The following is a 19,169-nucleotide window of genomic DNA, read 5'->3' on the forward strand; positions in this document are numbered from 1 at the left end:
GTCAAGACACTTTGCTGTCGCGCGCGCCGCGTTGCGCGCTTAAGCGTTCCCAAAGCGCGCGCCCCGAGACCGCGAACACGGCGGCCACGACCAGGGTGAGGCCGAGCACGCGCGTGAGCGTAAGCGGCTCGCCTAGCAGCACCGTGGCCAGTGCCACGCTCGACACCGGCGCCACCGCGGTAAACACCGCGGCCTCGCTGCCCGGCACGCGCGCCGCGCCCGCGTACCAGAGCCAGAATCCGCCCACGGTCGGCACGAGCGCGTAATACGCCACGCCGAGCACGGCGTTCAGCGGCACGGCGTGGGGCGCACCAAGCCAGCCGGGTAGCGCGCACAAACCCGCTACGACGAAGCCGATTCCGGTCATCGCGCCAGCCTGCGCAAGGGGCGGCCACGGCCGCGAAAGGCGTTTGTTCAGCAGGACGAACAGGCTTTCGCACACGACGGCGCCGAGGATCATCGCGTCGCCCGTGAGCGAGCGTGCGCCATCGCGATGCGCCCCGGGCGCGAGCGTGACCAGCGCCACGCCGAGGCTCGCGATCGTCACCGGAACGAGCGTGCTCGCGCGCAGCCGCTCGCCCAGCACGAGCGCCGCCGTCAATGCGCAAACGGCCGGCAGGGTGCCGAGGATGATGCCGGCGTCGCTCGCCGAAGTACGCTGCGTGCCCGCGATCAGCAAGACCGTATAGCCGACGCTGCCGATCGCCGCCTGCGCGACGAGCAGCAGCTCGTCGCGCAGGCCGGGACGCGGAAACGCTGTGCCGGTGAGACGCATGAGCAGCAGAAATACCGGCAACGCCATGCCGAAGCGCAGCGCGGTGGCAGGCAGCGGATCGAGCCCGGCGCCGATGGCCTTGCTCGCAATGACCGTGCTGCCGACGGTGAGCATGGCTGCCGTCAATTGCGCCTGCGCGACGGATCGGGGGGAGTGGGTCAAGCGCCGCGCTTTTTCGCGCGACGGCAATCGGTTCGACATGGAGCGCTCCTCGTGGTGATACGCCTGTATAGGCTCACCACGACGCGCCGTCTTGGATCGTTGTGCGTCAGCGCCTGACGCGCGTGCGACTCATGCCGCGCGCGCGAGCCGGTAACGTCCCGGCGATACGCCGAACTGCCGCGCGAACGCGCGGTTCAGGTGGCTCTGGTCGCAGAAACCGGCGGCCAGCGCGGTCTGCGCCGGCGCATGGCCCGCCTTGAGCAGGCGCCGCGCGAGCGCCACGCGGCGATGCAGGATGTAGCCGTGCGGCGCGACGCCGAACGCACGCAGGAAGCCGCGATGGAGCTGGAAGCGGCTCAGCCCCGCCGCCTGCGCGAGTTCGGCGAGTGAGAACGGCTGAGCCGGATCGGTGTCGATCATCTCGCGCACGCGCGCAAGCGACGCCGGTGAGCACTGCGCGAGCGCGCGCCGGTGGCCGAGCGCCTCGACGAGCCGCGTCATCACCTCGAGCGCGGCGGCGTCGAAGGCCATCTGCGAGAGGTCGCTGCTCTGGTTGGTGACGTGGGTGAACGCCGCATCGAACAAGGCGCGCAAACGCGGTTCGCTGATCACCGGCGCGTGCAGCGCAAACGCCGCGTCGTCACCCTGCGTGATGTCGGCTTGCAGCGCATCGACCCAGCGCGGCTCGAAATACAGCATGCGCCACGTGCGCCCGGCGGCGTCGAGCGGGCGGCCGTCGTGCACCTCGCCTGGATTGACGAGGATGAGGTCGCCCGGCACGGCCTCGACCTGGCCGGCATCGCTGAGCGAGACATGGCCGCCGCGATCGATCACGCCAATGCCGTACTGGTCGTGCGTGTGACGCCCGAACGCGCGCGCCGTGGCCGCCGTCATCGCGTCGACGTCGCGCACCAGCGTGGCGTGAAAACGCACGGCGTGGTTCGTGGCTGGCATGCTCGGCTCTCCGCTCGTTCGGGCTCCAATCGGCGTATGAGACCCGAGTTTCGCGCGGCGCGCAATGTGCGCGTGACCTGGACGAGGAACTGCGCGGTTCGCCGTGATCCGACCCCGTCCGTTATGCTTCGCGAACCGGATGGAAGAAACGCACGTCGCCAAACGTCCTTACGGGTGTCGACGAGTCAAAGGGAGATGAGATGAAAGACCGGCCGCTGGTATCGCTTGCGCCTCTCGTTCGCGGCTCGCGCCGCGCCTTCTGCATGGCGCTATGCGCAGCGAGTCTCGCGGCGTGCACGCCGCTGCGCGTCGTCACGCACAGCGTGAGCCGCACGGAAACCGACGTGCCGGCGGGACATTACGTGATGGACGCGCATCACTGGAGCGTCGTGTTCGACGTCGATCACTTCCACTACACGCGCTTCGTCATGCGCTTCGACCGCGCGCAGGCGACGCTCGACTGGCAGGCCGGCGGCCTCGAAGCGGCCACGGTCGACGCGACCATCGACGCCACGAGCCTCGACACCAACGTCGGCGCACTCGACACCATGGTGAAAGGACCGCAGATGCTCGATGTAGCGCGCTATGCGCAGATCCGCTTCACGAGCACGCACTTCGAGCGCACGGGCGAAGGGCGCGGCACGCTCACGGGCAATCTCACGATCCGCGGCGTGACGCAACCAGTCACGCTCGACGTCACCTTGAACGGCTACGCGCCGAATCCGCTCACCAAGCAGCCCACGCTCGGCTTCACCGCAGCGGGCCACTTCAAGCGCTCGGCGTTCGGATTGACGAGCTGGTATCCGGCCGTGGGCGACGAAATCGACGTGCGCATCGAGGCCGAATTCGAGCAGCCGGCGCCGGGCGCAGCGTCGTAAGCGCAGCATCGAATCAATGCACGATCAGGCCGTGGTCCAGTCGAGAATGACCTTGCCGCTCTCGCCCGAGAGCATCGCCGCGAAACCCTTCTCGTAGTCGTCCACGTCGAAGCGGTGCGTGATGATGGGCGAGAGATCGAGCCCACTCTGCAGCATCGCGACCATCTTGTACCAGGTCTCGAACATCTCGCGGCCGTAAATGCCCTTGATTTCCAGCCCCTTGAAGATGACCTGGTTCCAGTCGATGGCGGTTTGCGCGGGCGGAATGCCGAGCAGCGCCACCTTGCCGCCGTGGTTCATCGACTCGAGCAGCGCCGTAAACGCGCTCGGCACACCCGACATTTCGAGGCCCACGTCGAAGCCTTCGGTCATGTGCAGTTCGTTCATCACGTCGCGCAGCGACTCGCGCGAAACGTTCACGGCGCGCGTCGCGCCCATCTTGCGCGCAAGCTCGAGCCGGTAGTCGTTGACGTCCGTGATGACGACGTTGCGCGCACCCACGTGCTTCGCGATCGCCACGGCCATGATGCCGATCGGCCCCGCGCCCGTGATCAGCACGTCCTCGCCGACGAGGTTGAACGACAGCGCCGTGTGCGTGGCATTGCCGAACGGATCGAAGATCGCGGCGAGCTCGTCGGAGATCTCGGGCGGGATCTTGAACGCGTTGAAGGCCGGAATCACGAGGTATTCGGCGAACGCGCCTTCGCGGTTCACGCCCACGCCCGTAGTGTTGCGGCACAGGTGGCGCCGCCCCGCGCGGCAGTTGCGGCAAAAACCGCAGGTGATATGCCCTTCGCCCGACACGCGGTCGCCAATCTGGAAGCCGCGCACCTCCTGGCCCATCTCGACGATCTCGCCCACGTATTCGTGGCCCACGTGCATCGGCACCGGAATGGTCTTCTGCGCCCAGTCGTCCCATTTCCAGATGTGGATGTCCGTGCCGCAGATCGCGGTCTTGCGGATCTTGATCATCACGTCGTTATGGCCGACTTCGGGCTTCTTCACGCGCGTGAGCGTGAGTCCAGGCGCGCGTTCGAGTTTGGCGAGTGCTTTCATTTGATTCGCAATCCTTGTTAAATCACGCCGAGCTGTCTGCCGACGCGTGCAAACGCCTCGACGGCGCGCCCGATCTGCGCGGACGTGTGGGCGGCGCTCATCTGCGTGCGAATGCGCGCGCGGCCCTTGGGCACGACGGGATACGAAAAGCCGATGACGTAGACGCCCTCGTGCAGGAGCGCGTCGGCCATTTTCGAGGCGACCTGGGCGTCGCCGAGCATCACCGGAATGATCGGGTGCTCGCCGGGCACGAGCGTGAAGCCGAGCGCGCTCATTTCGCGGCGGAACTGCGCGCCGTTCTCGCGCACCCGGCGGCGCAGTTGCGCGCCTTCGTCGCTCGCAATCAGCTCGAGCACCGCGAGCGTGGCGGCCGCGATGCTCGGCGTCAGCGTGTTCGAGAAAAGATACGGACGCGAGCGCTGGCGCAGCAAGTCGACGACTTCCTGCTTCGCCGCGATATAGCCGCCCGACGCGCCGCCCAGCGCCTTGCCGAGCGTGCCGGTAATGATGTCGACGCGCTGCAGGACGCCGCAGTGCTCAGGCGTGCCGCGCCCATGCTCGCCGATGAAGCCCACCGCGTGCGAGTCGTCGACCATCACGAGCGCGTCGTAGCGGTCGGCGAGATCGCAGATGCCCTTGAGGTCGGCGATGATGCCGTCCATCGAGAACACGCCGTCCGTGGCGATGAGCTTGTAGCGCGCGCCGGCTTCGTCGGCTTCTTTCAGCCTGGCTTCGAGATCCGCGAGATCGTTGTTCCTGTAGCGATAGCGGCGCGCCTTCGAAAGACGCACGCCGTCGATGATGCTCGCGTGATTGAGTTCGTCGCTGATGATGGCGTCTTCTTCGCCAAGCAGCGTTTCGAAGAGACCGCCGTTCGCGTCGAAACAGCTGGAATAGAGAATGCAGTCTTCGGTTTGCAAAAACGTGGCGAGCGCGCCTTCGAGCTGCTTGTGCACGGTTTGCGTACCGCAGATGAACCGCACGGACGCCATGCCGAAGCCATCGCGCTCGAGGCCGTCTTTGGCGGCGGCGATGAGCCGCGCGTCATTCGCCAGGCCGAGGTAGTTGTTCGCGCAGAAGTTGAGCACGTCGCTGCCGTCTGCGAGCCGGATGTCGGCCGACTGCGGCGTGGCGATCACGCGCTCGTTCTTGTAGAAGCCGTCGGCGCGGATCTGGTCGAGCGTTGCGCGCAAGTGGTCGAGATACGGGGTACGCATGAGTCGTGCTCCTCACATCGCTGCGGCCTGCCGCAGTTTTGCTGCGGTGCTATAGTCGCCGTCAGCCGTTGGCGAAAATTTCCTTTATTTCGAACCTAAGTTCGATATGTCGAACGCACTCTAATCGATGAGGCCGTGAATGGCAAGCACCCGCAAATCGCGAACCGCCCCGGCGGGCGCTGTTCCTGACGCTCCGGCGTCGGCTGCATCGGCTGCAACCAACGTGCCGCCTGCATCCGCCGTACCTGCCACCACGCCGCCGCGCGTGGGCGAACAGATCCAGCGGCTGCGCACCGAGCGCAAGATGACGCTCGACGACCTGTCGCGCGCCGCGGGCGTCTCAAAATCCATGCTATCGGAAATCGAGCGCGACAAGGCGAACCCGACCATTGCCGTGGCCTGGCGGCTCACGAACGCGCTAGGCGTCAAACTCGATTCGCTGTTCGCCGCCCCGAAGGCGCCCGAAGCGATCGCCGTGGCCGGTCCGCACGACATCCCGACGCTGCACGGCCACGACGCGGGTTACCAGCTGCGCGTGTGGGGGCCCATCGAGCTGGCCGGCCATTTCGAATGGTACGAGTTGACGCTCAAGCCGGGCGGGGCGCTGGTTTCGGCGGCGCACGAACCGGGCACGCGCGAGCATCTCACGGTGCTGCAGGGAAGCATCGAGGTGGAGGCGGCCGGCGCGGCACAGCGTCTGAAGGCCGCGGACACGGCGCGCTACATCGCCGATCAGCCGCATGCGATCCGCAACGTCGGCAAGGGCGAGGCGCGTGCTCTGCTGGTGGTGATCCACGGCTGAGAGTGCGCTTCACCACTCGCCCTGACCGAACGGACGAGGCTGCGCGATCGGCTTGACTACTGTATATTTATACAGTGAAAGTCCGACTGGAGCCGTCGATGTCCCTCCCAACCGAACTGCCGTGCGAGCCCGCTCTAGCGGCCTTGCGCTTTCAGGCCGCCGCGCGCGACCTCGAACACATCGTCCGCAACATCGCGCAGCGCTATATCGCGCGGCAGGTGCCGCTCACCTGGCGTCTGCTGCATGCGATCGAGGCCGAAGCCCTCGCGGATCTCGGCTTCGCCAGCCGCCACGACGCCCTCATGCTCGTCCGTTTCCGGCCGGGCGACCTCGCCTGGCCGGAAACGGACGAGACCGTCGACTTCGGACAATCCAACGCGCTGCCGGCCGTATTTGCGTTCGCGGTGTCGGCCTACGAACGCGCCGCACAAGGCGCAGAAGAATCGCGCCGGCAGGCAAGACGCCACGACGCGGTACGGCGTGCGAGGGCCTGGGGTGGCTGATCGCAAGGCGGCGAGGCATCGCACGGAACAATAGCGTCAGCCAGGATCGTGCTATCGCTATAATGGCCCCGTAACGCAACTAACGGAATGATAGAGATGGCGTCTTCCACTTCCTCACGCGACCTCTTCGACCAGCAACGCCAGGACTGGCAGCGCGACCCCGTCGCCGCGTTCGACGCCTGGCTCGCCTCGCAGGACTTGCGCCGTTCCTCCGCCGAGGTCTATCGCGTGCAATGGGGACGCTTTCTCGAATGGCTCGCGCTCAAGCGCAAGACGATCATGACCGTGGATACCGGCACGATCGCCGAATTCGTCGCGAGCCTCGACGTGAAGAAACCGCAACGGCTTCGCTACCTGCGGCTCATCGAGCGCGTGCTCGATCACGTGCGCGAAATCGAACTTGCCTCGACGAATCCGGCGCGCTTCATCGCCCAGGACGGCGAGGCCGCATGGCGCAACGCGCGCGAAAACGAGCCGACCGGCTTCCTGGCGACCGCCGAGCGCGCCGCGATCATCGGCCAGTTGTTCTCACCGCTCGTCGAGCCATCGGCTGCGAAACGATGGCGCGAACGCCGCGACCGGGCGCTCGTCGCCATCTTTCTGGGCGGCGGATTGAAAACGGGGGACGCCATCGCGCTCACGCTCGATTGCGTGGCGATCGGCTCGGAGTGGGTCACGATCGAAGCCGCCAACCCGGCATTCACGCGCGTCACGCGACTGACGCCGTTTGCCGTCGACGTGCTCGGCGCCTGGCTCGAAGCACGCCGCCTGGCTGGACTGCCGGGACAGCTGGTGTTTCCGGGCTCGCCCTCGGGGCGCCCCATGCACAAGGCCACGGTGCTGCGCGCCATCGACGCATTGATGGAAGCGGCCGGCGTGGCGGAAACGCGCGCCGAGCGCGCGAGCCCACAGACCTTGCGCAACACGTTCGCGGCGGACCTGTTCGAGCGCGGCGTCGATACCGATCAGGTAGGGCAGTGGCTCGGCTTCCTGCAGCCGATCTCTGCGGGCCGGCTCCATCGCGCATGGAAAACGTGGGCGGAACGCGAGGCGTCCCAGCACATCTCTGAGCAAGCGGACGAGGCGTGAAACGCCGCGTCGGCCGGTGATCGGGCGTTTGAGAGGCGCGTGCGCGCCTCCCGTAAAAGCTCACGTCAAGCCTGTTCGTGCGAATGCTTGCCGGCCATGAAGCGCGCGTACGCCGCAAGCTTCGACGCCCCCGCTCCCGAGGTGTGCTCGCACTCCGGGCACGTGAATTCGAAACCCTCGTCCACTTCGGACAACTCCGGTTCCCCTTCGTGACAGTTAGGACAACGCGCGGGCAAGGCGACGTGACCATCGACCACGGTGCCGAGGTTCGCCAGTTCGGTTGCGCCTAGCCGGCCCGCGGCGGCGAGTGAACACAGCAAGGACGCGACCGAGGTGTCGAGTCCCTGCTGTCCGCGCAATGCCGTGACCTGGCGGGTGAGCACGTCCACTTCGTCGGAGCGTTCGCGCAGCACGGCGTCGAGCCGGTCGGCGCGGGCCTTCGCCGTCGCCAGCTGCTGGATGAAATCGAATTCCTTCTTGCTGGCATCGCGCTGGGCCGCCTGCCAGGTCGACGACATCGAACGCAACGAATCCAGTTCGACCAGCATCGGCTTGACGCGCCGTTCGGCCTCGGCGAGCGCGTCCTTGATCTGCTGCGCGTAATGCTCGGTGCTCTTGCGCATTTCCTCGTGCAAGCCGTCGATGCGATCGCGCAACCCCGCGTTGGTGGTCTGCTCCGCCTCGACCCGTTTGCGCAGGGCGTCGTTTTCCATTTCCAGACGCTGTACCAGCACTTCGCGGTTGCCATGTGCCGCGACGCCCTGGGCGGATGTCGCGGCGAGCTGGCTTTCGAGTTCGCGCACCCGCTCATAGGCGGCTTCCACACGCGCTTCGCTGCGTTGCAGCATCTCATCGGCGGCTGAACGACGGGCTTCGGCCTCCCGGGTCGCCTGCTCGGCATCGAGGCGGCCGGCTTCGAATTCCGTGCGGTCCGCCTGCAGGGCTTCGCCCGCGAGCGCGAGCGCTTCCTCGAAAAGCGCGCCCAGCAACTCGCCGGCGCGCTCTTCCAGCGCGGGCGGAATGGCCCCGGCGCCGACCCGCACTTTGGAAGTCGCGCGAATGCGCTGCCAGAAAAGCTCGATGTCCTTGGGGATGTCGCTGGCGCTTCCGGTTTGGGTCAGCTCACGGACGGCAGCCATCGATGGCTTGATCTCGAAATCGAAGAACAAGCGTTTGCAGGCGTGTAAGGACAGTTCCTGCCTGCGTGCTCCGTTTTTGCGCAAATCCTCGATTTCTTCGCGGATTGCCTGGCGGTCCTGGTCTCGCATCTTCGTCTTCTCGGCAGGGGAGTGGACGAATAATAACAAATTACGTTCTATTTGCTACGTTTTTGAATCTGGAGATTGCCGGGAGTGGCAAAATGGCGCTCATGGGGCCTTTATCTCGTCGCGAGAGGCAATTAGCGTGGGGCTTCCGTGAAACAAATCGAACTTTGTTTCATAAGCCCTTGTAAACGCGCGAATTTCTCGCTCGATTCTACTGCGATCCGTTGTTTCACGCGAGCGGCCTCGAGGATCTGGCGCGGTGTCTGGTTTGGGATGTGGATATCTCGGGTAGCTCGCGGGGGGATTCTTGCTTGAGAGATATAAAAGTAAACACCCTTGATACCGGTTAAAAACGTTAACGCCACGGCAAATCCTTACCTGGCGGGACTTTGCGGCCGATCAGGTGAAGCTTTACGGGACCTTGGGTGAGCGCCTGCGGGACAGATGGGTGGCGGGCTTCGGGAACGCCGGTGAGCCACTGCAGGAGAGGACGTGAGCGGGTTCAGGAGCGGGGGGATTCTTGACTTCCCGGCAAGGGTGAGGCGATACGGGAAGTCACGGCCGGGCAGATCACGCGTGGCCGGGCCTGGCCTGGATGTTACTGGAAATGCAACGGTGAGCGGATTCGGGAGGGGCGATTGGCGCCATTTTTCGGCGAAATCGAGGGGCGAAAACGCGTGGGGTGAGAAGGATCGGGAAAAAATGCGAGTCGAAGGTGAAGTTTTTCGGGAGCCGACGCCCGAAATCGGGCGAAATGGGCGCTTTCGGGGCCCAGAGGTGAGCTTTTTCGGGGGCTTGCACGCGAGCCGCGCGGATCGGCCAGCTGCCCGCAGGACGTTCGCGAAGACTTTTCGCGACATAAGGTGAGGATTTTCGGGAGATTGCCGCAGTGCCGCGAAACCAGAGGCGTTCGTTGGCGCCTGGAGGGATAAGGTGAGGCTTTTCGGGGGCGCTTTTTGGCACATTTCCTGCCGAAGGTGAGCCGATTCGGGAGAAAGTTGGTGTTCACTGCGCTGCAAACGCCGAGATTACGGGTTCGCGGATGGTGTCGCTCCCGGTTGGAATCCAGCGTGGGTGAGATTTTTCAGGAGGGTTTTCGCGGCAAACTCGCACGTGGTTGAATTTTGCGTCGCGATCTGCGGTGAGGAAATGCGGGAGCCGATATCGCCGTCCCCCGCCTGCCACGCATGTGGATAAGTCACGGAATCCATTGAATTTTTCTTTTCGATGCGATGAATGGTGAGGATCTCCGGGAGAGGCCACGACGGTGCAGCGGAACCGTACTTGGACGCCAAAGGTGAGGGTTTTCAGGAGCGGTTACGGCATGGCAGCCGCAGCGACGGCCTTCGGGAGCGGTTCGATGTGATTGGTCCGCGCGACGACAGGTGAGGCTTTTCGGGATCCTTCGGGCACTTTTGGGCGCCGCGCCGATGATTAGATGCCTCGATCGCCGTGTCGGGCCACTTTTGCCGCCACAATTGGGGCTTTCCGATCGCTTTGTGCCGGTGACACGCCATGTTTTGTTGCAGTGCGATCGCCTCATTGCGTATGTTTGGGTTGACAACTGGCCGGTCGCCAGGATTTCGCGACCATCGACGGACTTTTTTCACCGTCCGCGCGAAAATATTTAAGGTGAGCGAATACGGGAGCCGATGTCGCCCCCTGGCAACCGGCAGAAATGCGGAACCCAGCCGGATCGTGCATGACGCAAAGCGCCCCGCCGGATGGGCGTCTGGCTAAAGGTGAGGCGATACGGGAAGGTGTCGCGGTGAGCGGCGCGCGCGAGATGCGCATCACCGGCAATGGTGAGGGAGGCCCTATAGACGCCTATCACCACAGACGGTATCCTTTCGCGAAATTCTCTCCTCGACCCGACGCATGGCCACGAAGCGCGTGAAAAAGACCGATGTGGTAAGCCCCAGCTCGGCGGAATTGCGCAAGGCCGTCGAGGCGATCGCGATCCAGCCGAAGAGCGGCAAGATCACCCTGCTGACCCGCAAGCTGTTCAACGTCCTGCTGGCCGTCGCCCAGCAGGCCGACGAGTCTGGCGATACCTACCGTGCGCTGCTGTCCGACATCGTCGCCAACTCGGCGTTCGATTCGAACGATACGGCGCTCGTGAAGGAGCACCTGCGTCGCATGGTGTCGGTGCAGGTCGAATGGAGCCAGGGCACGTCGAGCCAGAAGCCCGGTCGCAAGTGGGGGATCTCCACGCTGATTGCGGACGCGGAAATTCTTGAGGATCCGCAAACCCGTCGCGTCTGGGTGGAGTTCTCATTCGCGCCGAAGATCAAGAAGAAGCTGCTGGATCCGGTCCAGTACGCCCGCCTGAGCCTGCAATTCCAGAGTCAGTTGCGCAGCAGCGCGGGGCTGGCGCTCTACGAGATCTGCGTGCGCTATCTGACCAACCCCAGCCATCTGACGATGCGCGAGACCTGGGAGTGGTGGCGCCCGATCCTGTCCGGCACCCCGGACACCGAAGCGGGCGACGAAGCCAAACGCGAGTACAAGTATTTCAAGCGCGATTATCTGCGGCCAGCGATTGCCGAAGTGAACGCGGTGACGAATATCTTCGTCGAGTTGATCGAGCACCGCGAAGGGCGCCGGGTCGCCGAAATCCAGTTTCGCGTAACCGAGCGCAAACAGCCGATGCTTGCGCTCGACGAGCATCCGAATGTGTTCGACAGCACGCTCGTCGACCGCATGGTCAAGATCGGGATCCCGCTCAAGGAAGCGCAGTCGCTTTACGCCGACAGCGAGGAAAACCGCATTCGCGCCGCGTTGCAGCTGACCGAACAGCGCATGCGCAGTACGAGCCTGCCGCCGGTGCGCAGCGCCGCGGCGCTGTTCAAGGACGCGTTGAAGAAGGGCTATGCGCCGCCGGTCGAGACGGCGGCTGGCGCGACACCGGCCGTGGGCCGCAGCGCGGCGGCAGCGGTGACGGCCGACGATCCGAAGGCGCGCCTGCTCGATGAATACGCGGCGTATCGGCGCAAGGAAGCGCGCTCGCTCTACGAGGAGCAGGGCGACATGGAGCGCGAACTGGCGCGTCAGTCGTTTGAGACGGATGAACTGCCCGGACTGGGCACGCATTTGCGCGACGACTGGCGTCGTCGTGGGCTCGAATCGAAACTGGCCGATACGGCGTTCTTCGACTGGCTCGCGCGCAAGACCTGGGGCGAACCGACCGACGGCGATCTGCTCGCGTTCACGTTGAGCCAGACGCGCGCTGCCTGAGCGTCAGGAGTGGCCGGCCCGTGCAAGGCGGGGCGGTGATGGTGGGGGCCGTTCGGCCGATTGGAAGGCGTGAAACGATCCTGCTTCCATCGTCGACGGTCCGCCCAAAGCATGGCAGCCGTCGACACATTTTCCAACCTTACTTCGTCTTCAGGATCTGCTCGATCTGCTGAAGAATCGCGTCGCGTCGATCTTTGGTGAGTCCCTTCAGGCGCAACTCGAGCCGGTCGTCGCCATATGACTTCAGGTCGCCGACGGCGACACCATCCAGTTTGATCTCCAGCCGTTGTGCGTAGCGTTGCCGCCCAGCCGGCTTCGGGCTTTCCTGTGCGCTCGCCCGGCCTTTCACGATATCCGCCACCTGACGCGTGCTGAGGTCGTCGGCCACGATGCGGTTGATGAGACGCAGCGTGGCGTCGGTGCCGCGCGCGCCGTGATAGCGCCCGACCTGATAGGCCATGTTCGAGCCGAAGCGGTCCGTGCGTGCCACCATTTCCTGCATGACCGGTTCCGGCAACTTGCCGATCGCGAGCGCGACCGCGACTGTCGATTCGTCGAGGCCGAGGTGATCCGCAAGTTCGCGTTGACTCTGAAAATGCTTTTCGTCGATGAATCGCTTCCAGACCACCGCGTTATCGAAAACGGTTTGCGAATCACGCTGGACGTTCAGGTCGTAACCGAGCTTGTAGCTCTGGATGCCGATCGGCAGGTCGACGACGATGGCCTTGACGACTTCCTTGTTCGCTTCTTTCAGGGCCCGCACGCGACGGCCGCCATCGCTCACGTAGTAGCTGCCCGGCGCTGCGTAGTCGGGGATCACATGGATCGCCTGCTGCTGACCTTGTTTCGCGAGATTGACAGCGAGTTCGGCGATCGAGGCCTTCAGATAAAAGTGACGCGGGTTGAAGGGGCTCGGCTTGATGTCCTTGAGGGGCAACTCGATGATCTGCCCCGGGCGGTAGCCTTGCGCGATGCGCCAGGCGCGGTATTCGACCGACTCGTTTTCGAGGCCGACTGCGTCGTCGAGAATCGGCTCGACGGCAGGTTCAAGGCCCGTCACAAGCGCAGGCTGACTCGAGCGCCCAGCAACTTCGCGCGTTTTTGGCTTGTCCTGGACGAGCCCGTCGATGGCGTTGAGGCGGTCGAGCGCAGTGCGCTTCTCGCTGCTCGTCGTGTCAGGGCGAGCCTGAAAGCCTTTGGCGAATTGGGAGGGTTTCATTCAGGGTCCTTTATGCGCATAAAGTCAGGGGAGCATCGCCGCGATCTCGTCGGCACATGCGCGCACTTCCACTGCGGCGAGGCGAGCGCCGCGGTCGTTCATTTGCAGAACCGTCTGGCCCAAGGCCATCGCCTGCTTGTACGCCTCTCGTGTGGGAATCTGCGTTCTGAGCAGAGGGAAACCAAGCTCTTCGAGGGCGCGCTTCAGCTCGCGGGTGAGCATGCGCTTCTCTTCGGTCTTGTTCAGCAGGAATACCGCGCGCAGATCTTCATTCATGACCTGGGCCTGCTGGACGAGCTTCACGAGACCGACACTCGACCAGTAGTCAGCCGGAGAAGACGAAGTCGGGATGACGGCGACGGTCGCAGCGAGCAACACCACACCGGAGACCTTTTCCGTGATCGACGGCGGGCAGTCCACGACGATCACGTCGTAGTCGTTGACGAACTTCTTGATCTCCCGGTGGATCTGGCCACCGGCTTCCGAAAGATTGACGACCGGAAACGGGATGCCGGTATCACCATCGGCTGACGCACTGGCCCAATGGACCAGCGTGTTTTGGCCGTCGGCATCCACGACGAGAACCCGCTTCCCCTTCTCGTGAAAGGCCGCGCCGAGATGCATCGCGATCGTGCTCTTGCCGACTCCGCCCTTTTGCTGCGTGACTGCGATTATCTCTGCTGCCAATTGGTATTCTCCTTTTTGCTATTAGGTTGGGATTTTACCTGGAATGTTTTTCAGTTCAATGATTTTTGGTGTAATTCGTGGCTGAATTAGCCATTCGGATAAGGTTTATGCGCATAAAGCTCGGGGGAGGATGGGGATGCCGCGTAGCGGTCGCCTGCAGTACTGACATACGCTTGCGTGGTGTCGATCCGTCGAATAACGGGCGCGCTGGAAGATGACCCTGCGCGGACCTCACCGCTTTATGCGCATAAAGTCAGGCTCACCTCGTCGCACTCCCGTCTCGCACAAGCGCGCGACCGGAGAATCTCAGCGCGAATCCCACACGCGGGACCCCCTGGCAGCAAGCCTTGAGCACAAGAGTCCGACCTCATCGACTGAAGCCCTACGCGTGCCAACACGCCCCCCGGTAAAATCGCAGCGACGCCCCGGCCTCACCGAGGCTCACCCACTACTCCCCTCTCGCACTTCCGACGCCATGATCACGATCTACCACAACCCCCGCTGCTCCAAGTCCCGCGCGGCTTGCGAGCTGGTCTCCACCGCAAAGGCGAACGAGCCAGTCGAGGTGATTGAATACCTGAAGCAGCCGCTCACCGTCTGCCAACTGAAGGCGCTGCACGCAATGCTGGGCGGCACGTTGCTCGACATGATCCGCACCGGCGAAACCGAGTACACGGAGCTCGGCCTCGATGCACCCGGTGTCACCGATGATCAGCTCTACGAAGCAATTGCGCGGCATCCGGTTCTGCTGCAGCGACCCATCGTCGTACGCGATGGCCGCGCCGTGATCGGACGCCCGACCGAAAACATCGCGGCGCTGTTCGGTTGACCTTGCCGGGATGCATGCGTTGGGTTGCTCACGCGCCAAACGCGAGCGAATTGCGAGCGCATGCGCCCGCGTGCATGGACGAGGTGCCAACCCGGCCATGCGCGCATGGAAATTGCATCTTTGCTAACCTGCAGACGAATCCGACGCGAGGCCCCTGTTCATCGGCTCTCCACGCAAGTTGTCCACAAGCTTATGCCCAAAATCTGTGGATAAATTCGCGTTACCCCTGGTTATCCACAGCGCCGCGCCGATACTGATATCGGGCGGGTCCGGGCGTGCGCGTGCGCATCGCCGGAATGCGCACGCGTCTATGATGATGTTTCCTTCCACTGCGCTTCGCGCGCGCTACCGAGGAAACCGAAATGGCCTACAAGATCGCAGTTGTGGTCGGCAGTCTGCGCAAGGATTCATTCAACCGGCAACTCGCACACGCGGTGACTTCGCTGGCCCCCGCCGATTTTACTTTTGAGTATCTCGACATCGGTGTGCTGCCGCTGTACAGCCAGGAATACGACGCCGACTATCCCGAGGTGGCGCGCCGCTTCAAGCAGCAGATCGAAGCCGTCGACGCCCTGCTATTCGTCACGCCCGAATACAACCGCTCGATTCCGGGCGGGTTGAAAAATGCACTCGACTGGGGTTCGCGGCCGTGGGGCACGAATTCGTGGCGCGGCAAGCCGGGCGCAGTGCTCGGCACGTCGGTGGGGGCAACGGGCACAGCGCTCTCGCAGCAGCATCTGCGCAACGTGCTCGCCTATCTCGACGTCGCGCTGCTCGGTCAGCCCGAGATGTTCATCAAGCACGACCCGAGCCGCATCAACGAGAAAGGCGAGATCGTCAGCGAGGATACGCGCAAGTTCCTGCAGGGCTTCGTCGACACCTACGTGGCCTGGGTCAAGCGCCAGCTCGGCCGCTGACGCCTGATCGCGACCCACGCCGCATTGGCGCGAGGGGCTTCAGTGCAACGTGCGGCGCTGCCCCGGCATATCCTTGTGGTGCTCGGGCGTGTCTTCCTCGTATTCGAGGAATTCGTCCGGAATTTGCGGCGCGACACCCGCTGCGGGTCGCGTCGCTTCGGGCGCGCCAGGAACGTCCACGTGATGCGCGCCCATCACCGCACCGGCGCCCGGTGCACTGGCGGAGGTGAGCACGGTCGCTTCGGCCTCGCTCGTCGGCCGCACCGGTTCGACAGTGGGTTCGACGGTCGGGGCAACGGAGCCTCGTTCGCGTGCCGCTTCAGTCTGCGCGGCGCGGCGGCGCATGGCGTCGGCGAATTCGGAGAGACCCAGTTCGTCGAGCGCCGAGTGCTCGCGCGCAACCGGACGGTCCGTCGCGGGCCAAGCCCACGGCGTGCCGCGTAGCGCGACTTCCGTCGCGTGCTCTTCGCGCAGCGTCTCGTACGCGAGATTGGCGTGCGCCTCATCGCTCACGTGCACGCCGATGCGCACCGCTTTGCCCGGCGGCGGCGTCATGCCCGTCTGCACCTCGGTGGTGCGACGCGCATCGCCCGTCGACGAGAAAAAACTTCCCACGAGCCGCTCGATGCCGGCCAGCACGCCCTCGGTGCGCGCCGGCAGGTCGATGTCGCCCGCCGCGAAGCCGCGTTGCAGCAGCGCGTCCTGCGCGTGGCGTGCTTCGTCGTAGGTTTGGAAAACGCCGGTCACGGTCTGTTTCATGGCAGCCTCCTTCGCCAGATGGCGACGCCTGCTTCCATCATGCGCCGATTGTGCGTGGCTCGTGCATCGGCTGGCGCATGCTGCGCGCGACGTCTAACCGCCTGATTCTGCGGGTCGTGCCGCCTGCCGCAAGCCTCGTGCCGCGAGGCGCGTCACCCGCGGCCTGTCATGCGCGAGGGCTCGGGAGCGTCGCATCGTGCTCGCGCTTCGCACGCGCCTGGCGGTCCTCGCGAATCGCCTCGAGCATCTTCTCCAGCAGCGCGATGTCGAACGGCTTCGACAGCACGCGCACATCGGCATTGCGCGTGCGCTCGAGTTCCTCCGCGTAGCCTGTCACGAGGATCACGGGCAGGTCCGGCTCGAGCCCCTGCAGGGCCTCGGCCAGATCGATGCCGTTCATCGTCCCCGGCATGTGGATGTCGGAAAGCACGAGGTCGAAGCGCGGCGTGGGCTCGCCCTCGGCAGGCGGCGCTTCGACCCGTTCCAGCGCACTCGCCGCGTCGCTCGCGCAGGTCACGCGGTGGCCCATCATCTGCAGGAGCGCCTCGGTGCCGGCCGCGACTTCGTCGTTGTCCTCCACGAGCAGCACGTTCAGCCCGTGCTGCACCTGGGCGCTCTCCTCGCGCGGCTCGCTCGGACGCGGCGCGGGCGGCTCGGCGAGCGAGCGCGGCAGATACAGATGCACGGTCGTGCCCGCGCCGATCGCACTGTCGATGGCGGCGAGCCCGCCGGTGCGCTCGCAGAACGCGAACACCTGCGGCAGCCCGAGTCCGGTGCCCGTGCCCTTCGACTTGGTCGTATAGAGCGGCTCGAACGCGCGCGCGAGCACATCCGGCGGCATGCCCGTGCCGGTGTCTTCGAGGGTGACATGCACGAAGTCGCCGTCGAGCGGGAAGCCTTCGCCCGGCCGGAAGCTGATGTTGCGCGCGCGCACCGTGAAGCGGCCGCCGTTGGGCATCGCGTCGCGCGCGTTCACGGCGAGATTGATGAGCGCGAGCTCGAATTCGGCCACATCGACGAGCACGGACCACACGTCGTCGTCGACTTCGACGATGAGCGACACCTTCGCGCCGAGCGACGCGCGCAGCAGTTCGCGGGCCGCCGGCAGCCAGCGCCCGACGTGGATCGTCTCGTTGCGCAGCGGCTGCTTGCGCGCCACGCCGAGCAACTGGCGCGTGAGCGACTGGCCGCTCTTGAGCGCGCGCTCGACCGCCGAGAGTTCGCGCTCGAAGCCCGCCGCGCCGCGCCGCCGCGCGATCTGCACGTTGGCCGAGACGATCATCAGCAGGTTGTTGAAGTCGTGCGCGACGCTGCCCACGAGGTTGCCGAGCGCTTCCATCTTGCGCGACTGCCGGTAGGCGGATTCGATCGAGCGGCGCATCGAAGCCTCGGCCTGCCAGCGCTCCCACGCCTCCTCTTCGGCGGCGAGGCGCCGCAGCGACAGCCAGATCACGCACCAGAGGGCAATCGACGGCGTGAACATCGAGATGATGAGCACGCTCAGGTGCCGGTACCAGGCCGCCCAGATCGCCGGCGTGCGATACGCGCAGGTCACGTAGACGGGGTACGCGCCCACGCGCCGGAACGCGAGGATCACGTTGCTGCCGAGCAGCGCGGAATGCATGCGCACGACGCCGGACTCGGTGCCGCGCTGGAGCGCGGCGCCCAGCGGCGAGTGCGGCGTGATCGCCGGGGCGTCCACGCGCGGCGGCGGGTCGAAGGCGAGGATCGTGCCGTCGCTGCGCACGAGGCCGAGCGACATCGGCGAGTCGGGGCCGAGCAGGTCGCGGTAGAACGAGCTGAAATAGCCGGGGCGCAAGGCGACCGAGACGAGACCCGCGAATCCGCCGGCGTTGTCGAGGCGCGCCACGCCCATGTTGAACACGGTCTCGCCGCTCACCTGGCCCTGCATCACGCGCGAGACATGGTCGAGCACGTGGCCGTCGCGGATGCCGGTGAAGTCGTCGCGCGCGGCGATCGACATGGGCGGCGGCGGCGAATAGCGGCTGCTCGCGAGCAGGGCGCCGTCCGTCCCGAAAATCGACACCGCCGCCACCTGCGGATAACCGCCGCCGATCGCATCGAGTTTCTCGTGGATCTGCGGCTCGCTGGCGCGGATGCCGTCGTCGTTCAGGTCGCGCACGAGGTCGACGACGCGCGCGTCGAGCGCCTCGTTCATGTCGAACACCTTGAGCGCGTGCTCTTCGGCCACGCGCACGGTGCGCAGCGTGGTGTCGGTGGCGTCGGCTTCGCGCGCGCGCAGGTCGTTGTACGCCATGGCGGCGACGTAGAGGCACGGCAGCACGATCGCCGCGACGAGCAGCGCGAGCAGCGTGCGCCGGCGTACCGTGAAGTCGTGGCCCGGCGCGGCCGGAAACGGCGCGTCGTCGGCAGGGGGCGGCTGGGCTATGCGTTCGTCTGGCCGCTCGGGCCGGTCAGCAATCATCGTACGGAAAAGCAGGGAAAAGGCGGCGGGGCAGTCGACATGATAAACGACCGCGATGACGCCCCGACGCCAGCGCATCCCCGGCGCGCCGCAAGCATCGTGCGGCAGGCTGGCCGCCCAGGGGTTTTCCTCTCGCCGGATGCCGAATGCGCGAAAATCGGCAAAGCGCAAACGTACCACAAAGGGATAATCGACGTTCTTTATTTAGGGGATGGATCATTTATTTCCATAAACTAGCTGGAATGAGTCGATTTTGTTCGTTGATTGATTAACGGCGAGTTGCATTTGATTCAATTTGATTCGAGAATCCCGGACACGATAAATAACGCATTCGCATGAGCGCCATGCTCGCCATTGCGGCGCATGGCCACGCT

At 65.1% G+C, this 19,169-nt stretch carries 16 protein-coding genes; 7 read left to right on the forward strand and 9 right to left on the reverse strand.

The features are described 5' to 3' along the window. Position 1 precedes the first annotated feature (1 nt). Positions 2-976 carry a DMT family transporter gene (locus tag AB4Y42_RS33935; RefSeq protein WP_368696584.1) on the reverse strand — a complete coding sequence of 325 codons (975 nt, stop codon included), beginning with the start codon at positions 974-976 and terminating at the stop codon, positions 2-4. Positions 977-1,066: 90 nt separating this feature from the next. Beyond that, positions 1,067-1,891, reverse strand: a complete 825-nt coding sequence (locus tag AB4Y42_RS33940; protein ID WP_368688700.1) for an AraC family transcriptional regulator — start codon at positions 1,889-1,891, stop codon at positions 1,067-1,069. Positions 1,892-2,154: 263 nt separating this feature from the next. On the opposite strand from AB4Y42_RS33940, the gene AB4Y42_RS33945 reads away from it, so the two are divergent. Further along, entirely contained in the window at positions 2,155-2,769 is a 615-nt protein-coding gene (locus tag AB4Y42_RS33945) for a YceI family protein (RefSeq protein ID WP_368688736.1), read from the forward strand. Positions 2,770-2,793: 24 nt separating this feature from the next. Here AB4Y42_RS33945 and tdh read toward each other — a convergent pair whose 3' ends face one another. After that, a complete protein-coding gene (gene tdh, locus AB4Y42_RS33950; RefSeq protein WP_368688699.1) occupies positions 2,794-3,825 on the reverse strand; it encodes an L-threonine 3-dehydrogenase in 1,032 nt (343 codons plus the stop codon). 17 nt (positions 3,826-3,842) lie between these two features. Beyond that, a complete protein-coding gene (locus AB4Y42_RS33955) occupies positions 3,843-5,042 on the reverse strand; it encodes a glycine C-acetyltransferase (protein WP_368696585.1) in 1,200 nt (399 codons plus the stop codon). A gap of 139 nt (positions 5,043-5,181) precedes the next feature. Here AB4Y42_RS33955 and AB4Y42_RS33960 point away from each other — a divergent pair, with 139 nt between their 5' ends. From AB4Y42_RS33960 to AB4Y42_RS33970, 3 genes are all read left to right on the forward strand, one after another. Continuing rightward, positions 5,182-5,844, forward strand: a complete 663-nt coding sequence (locus tag AB4Y42_RS33960) for a helix-turn-helix domain-containing protein (RefSeq protein ID WP_368688697.1) — start codon at positions 5,182-5,184, stop codon at positions 5,842-5,844. Between the two features lie 98 nt (positions 5,845-5,942). Continuing rightward, entirely contained in the window at positions 5,943-6,347 is a 405-nt protein-coding gene (locus tag AB4Y42_RS33965; RefSeq protein ID WP_368696586.1) for a DUF2471 family protein, read from the forward strand. 96 nt (positions 6,348-6,443) lie between these two features. Beyond that, the gene (locus AB4Y42_RS33970) at positions 6,444-7,436 is read left to right on the forward strand and encodes a tyrosine-type recombinase/integrase (RefSeq protein ID WP_368696587.1); all 993 of its coding nucleotides are present in this window, start codon (positions 6,444-6,446) and stop codon (positions 7,434-7,436) included. A 65-nt stretch (positions 7,437-7,501) separates the two neighbouring features. Here AB4Y42_RS33970 and AB4Y42_RS33975 read toward each other — a convergent pair whose 3' ends face one another. Continuing rightward, the gene (locus tag AB4Y42_RS33975) at positions 7,502-8,704 is read right to left on the reverse strand and encodes a DNA-binding protein (protein WP_368696588.1); all 1,203 of its coding nucleotides are present in this window, start codon (positions 8,702-8,704) and stop codon (positions 7,502-7,504) included. A 1,875-nt stretch (positions 8,705-10,579) separates the two neighbouring features. Between AB4Y42_RS33975 and AB4Y42_RS33980 the strand changes: the two genes are divergently transcribed. Continuing rightward, positions 10,580-11,938 (forward strand): replication initiation protein, encoded by a 1,359-nt coding sequence (locus tag AB4Y42_RS33980; RefSeq protein WP_368688693.1) that lies wholly within the window; start codon positions 10,580-10,582, stop codon positions 11,936-11,938. A gap of 139 nt (positions 11,939-12,077) precedes the next feature. On the opposite strand, the gene AB4Y42_RS33985 is transcribed toward AB4Y42_RS33980, so the two are convergent. Together AB4Y42_RS33985 and parA are read right to left on the reverse strand one after the other, a co-directional pair. Beyond that, positions 12,078-13,157, reverse strand: a complete 1,080-nt coding sequence (locus AB4Y42_RS33985) for a ParB/RepB/Spo0J family partition protein (protein ID WP_368688692.1) — start codon at positions 13,155-13,157, stop codon at positions 12,078-12,080. A gap of 24 nt (positions 13,158-13,181) precedes the next feature. After that, entirely contained in the window at positions 13,182-13,844 is a 663-nt protein-coding gene (parA, locus tag AB4Y42_RS33990; protein ID WP_368696589.1) for a ParA family partition ATPase, read from the reverse strand. 475 nt (positions 13,845-14,319) lie between these two features. On the opposite strand from parA, the gene arsC reads away from it, so the two are divergent. Continuing rightward, on the forward strand, positions 14,320-14,673 hold the full coding sequence (arsC, locus tag AB4Y42_RS33995; protein ID WP_368696590.1) for an arsenate reductase (glutaredoxin): 354 nt from the start codon (positions 14,320-14,322) through the stop codon (positions 14,671-14,673). Positions 14,674-15,035: 362 nt separating this feature from the next. After that, a complete protein-coding gene (locus AB4Y42_RS34000) occupies positions 15,036-15,590 on the forward strand; it encodes an NADPH-dependent FMN reductase (RefSeq protein ID WP_368688690.1) in 555 nt (184 codons plus the stop codon). A 39-nt stretch (positions 15,591-15,629) separates the two neighbouring features. Here AB4Y42_RS34000 and AB4Y42_RS34005 read toward each other — a convergent pair whose 3' ends face one another. Together AB4Y42_RS34005 and AB4Y42_RS34010 are read right to left on the reverse strand one after the other, a co-directional pair. Beyond that, positions 15,630-16,349 carry a hypothetical protein gene (locus tag AB4Y42_RS34005; protein ID WP_368696591.1) on the reverse strand — a complete coding sequence of 240 codons (720 nt, stop codon included), beginning with the start codon at positions 16,347-16,349 and terminating at the stop codon, positions 15,630-15,632. A gap of 166 nt (positions 16,350-16,515) precedes the next feature. After that, complete coding sequence (locus tag AB4Y42_RS34010) at positions 16,516-18,795, reverse strand: ATP-binding protein (RefSeq protein WP_368696616.1); 2,280 nt, start codon at positions 18,793-18,795, stop codon at positions 16,516-16,518. Positions 18,796-19,169 lie beyond the last annotated feature (374 nt).

This window comes from Paraburkholderia sp. EG286B, assembly GCF_040965655.1.
Lineage (GTDB): Bacteria > Pseudomonadota > Gammaproteobacteria > Burkholderiales > Burkholderiaceae > Paraburkholderia.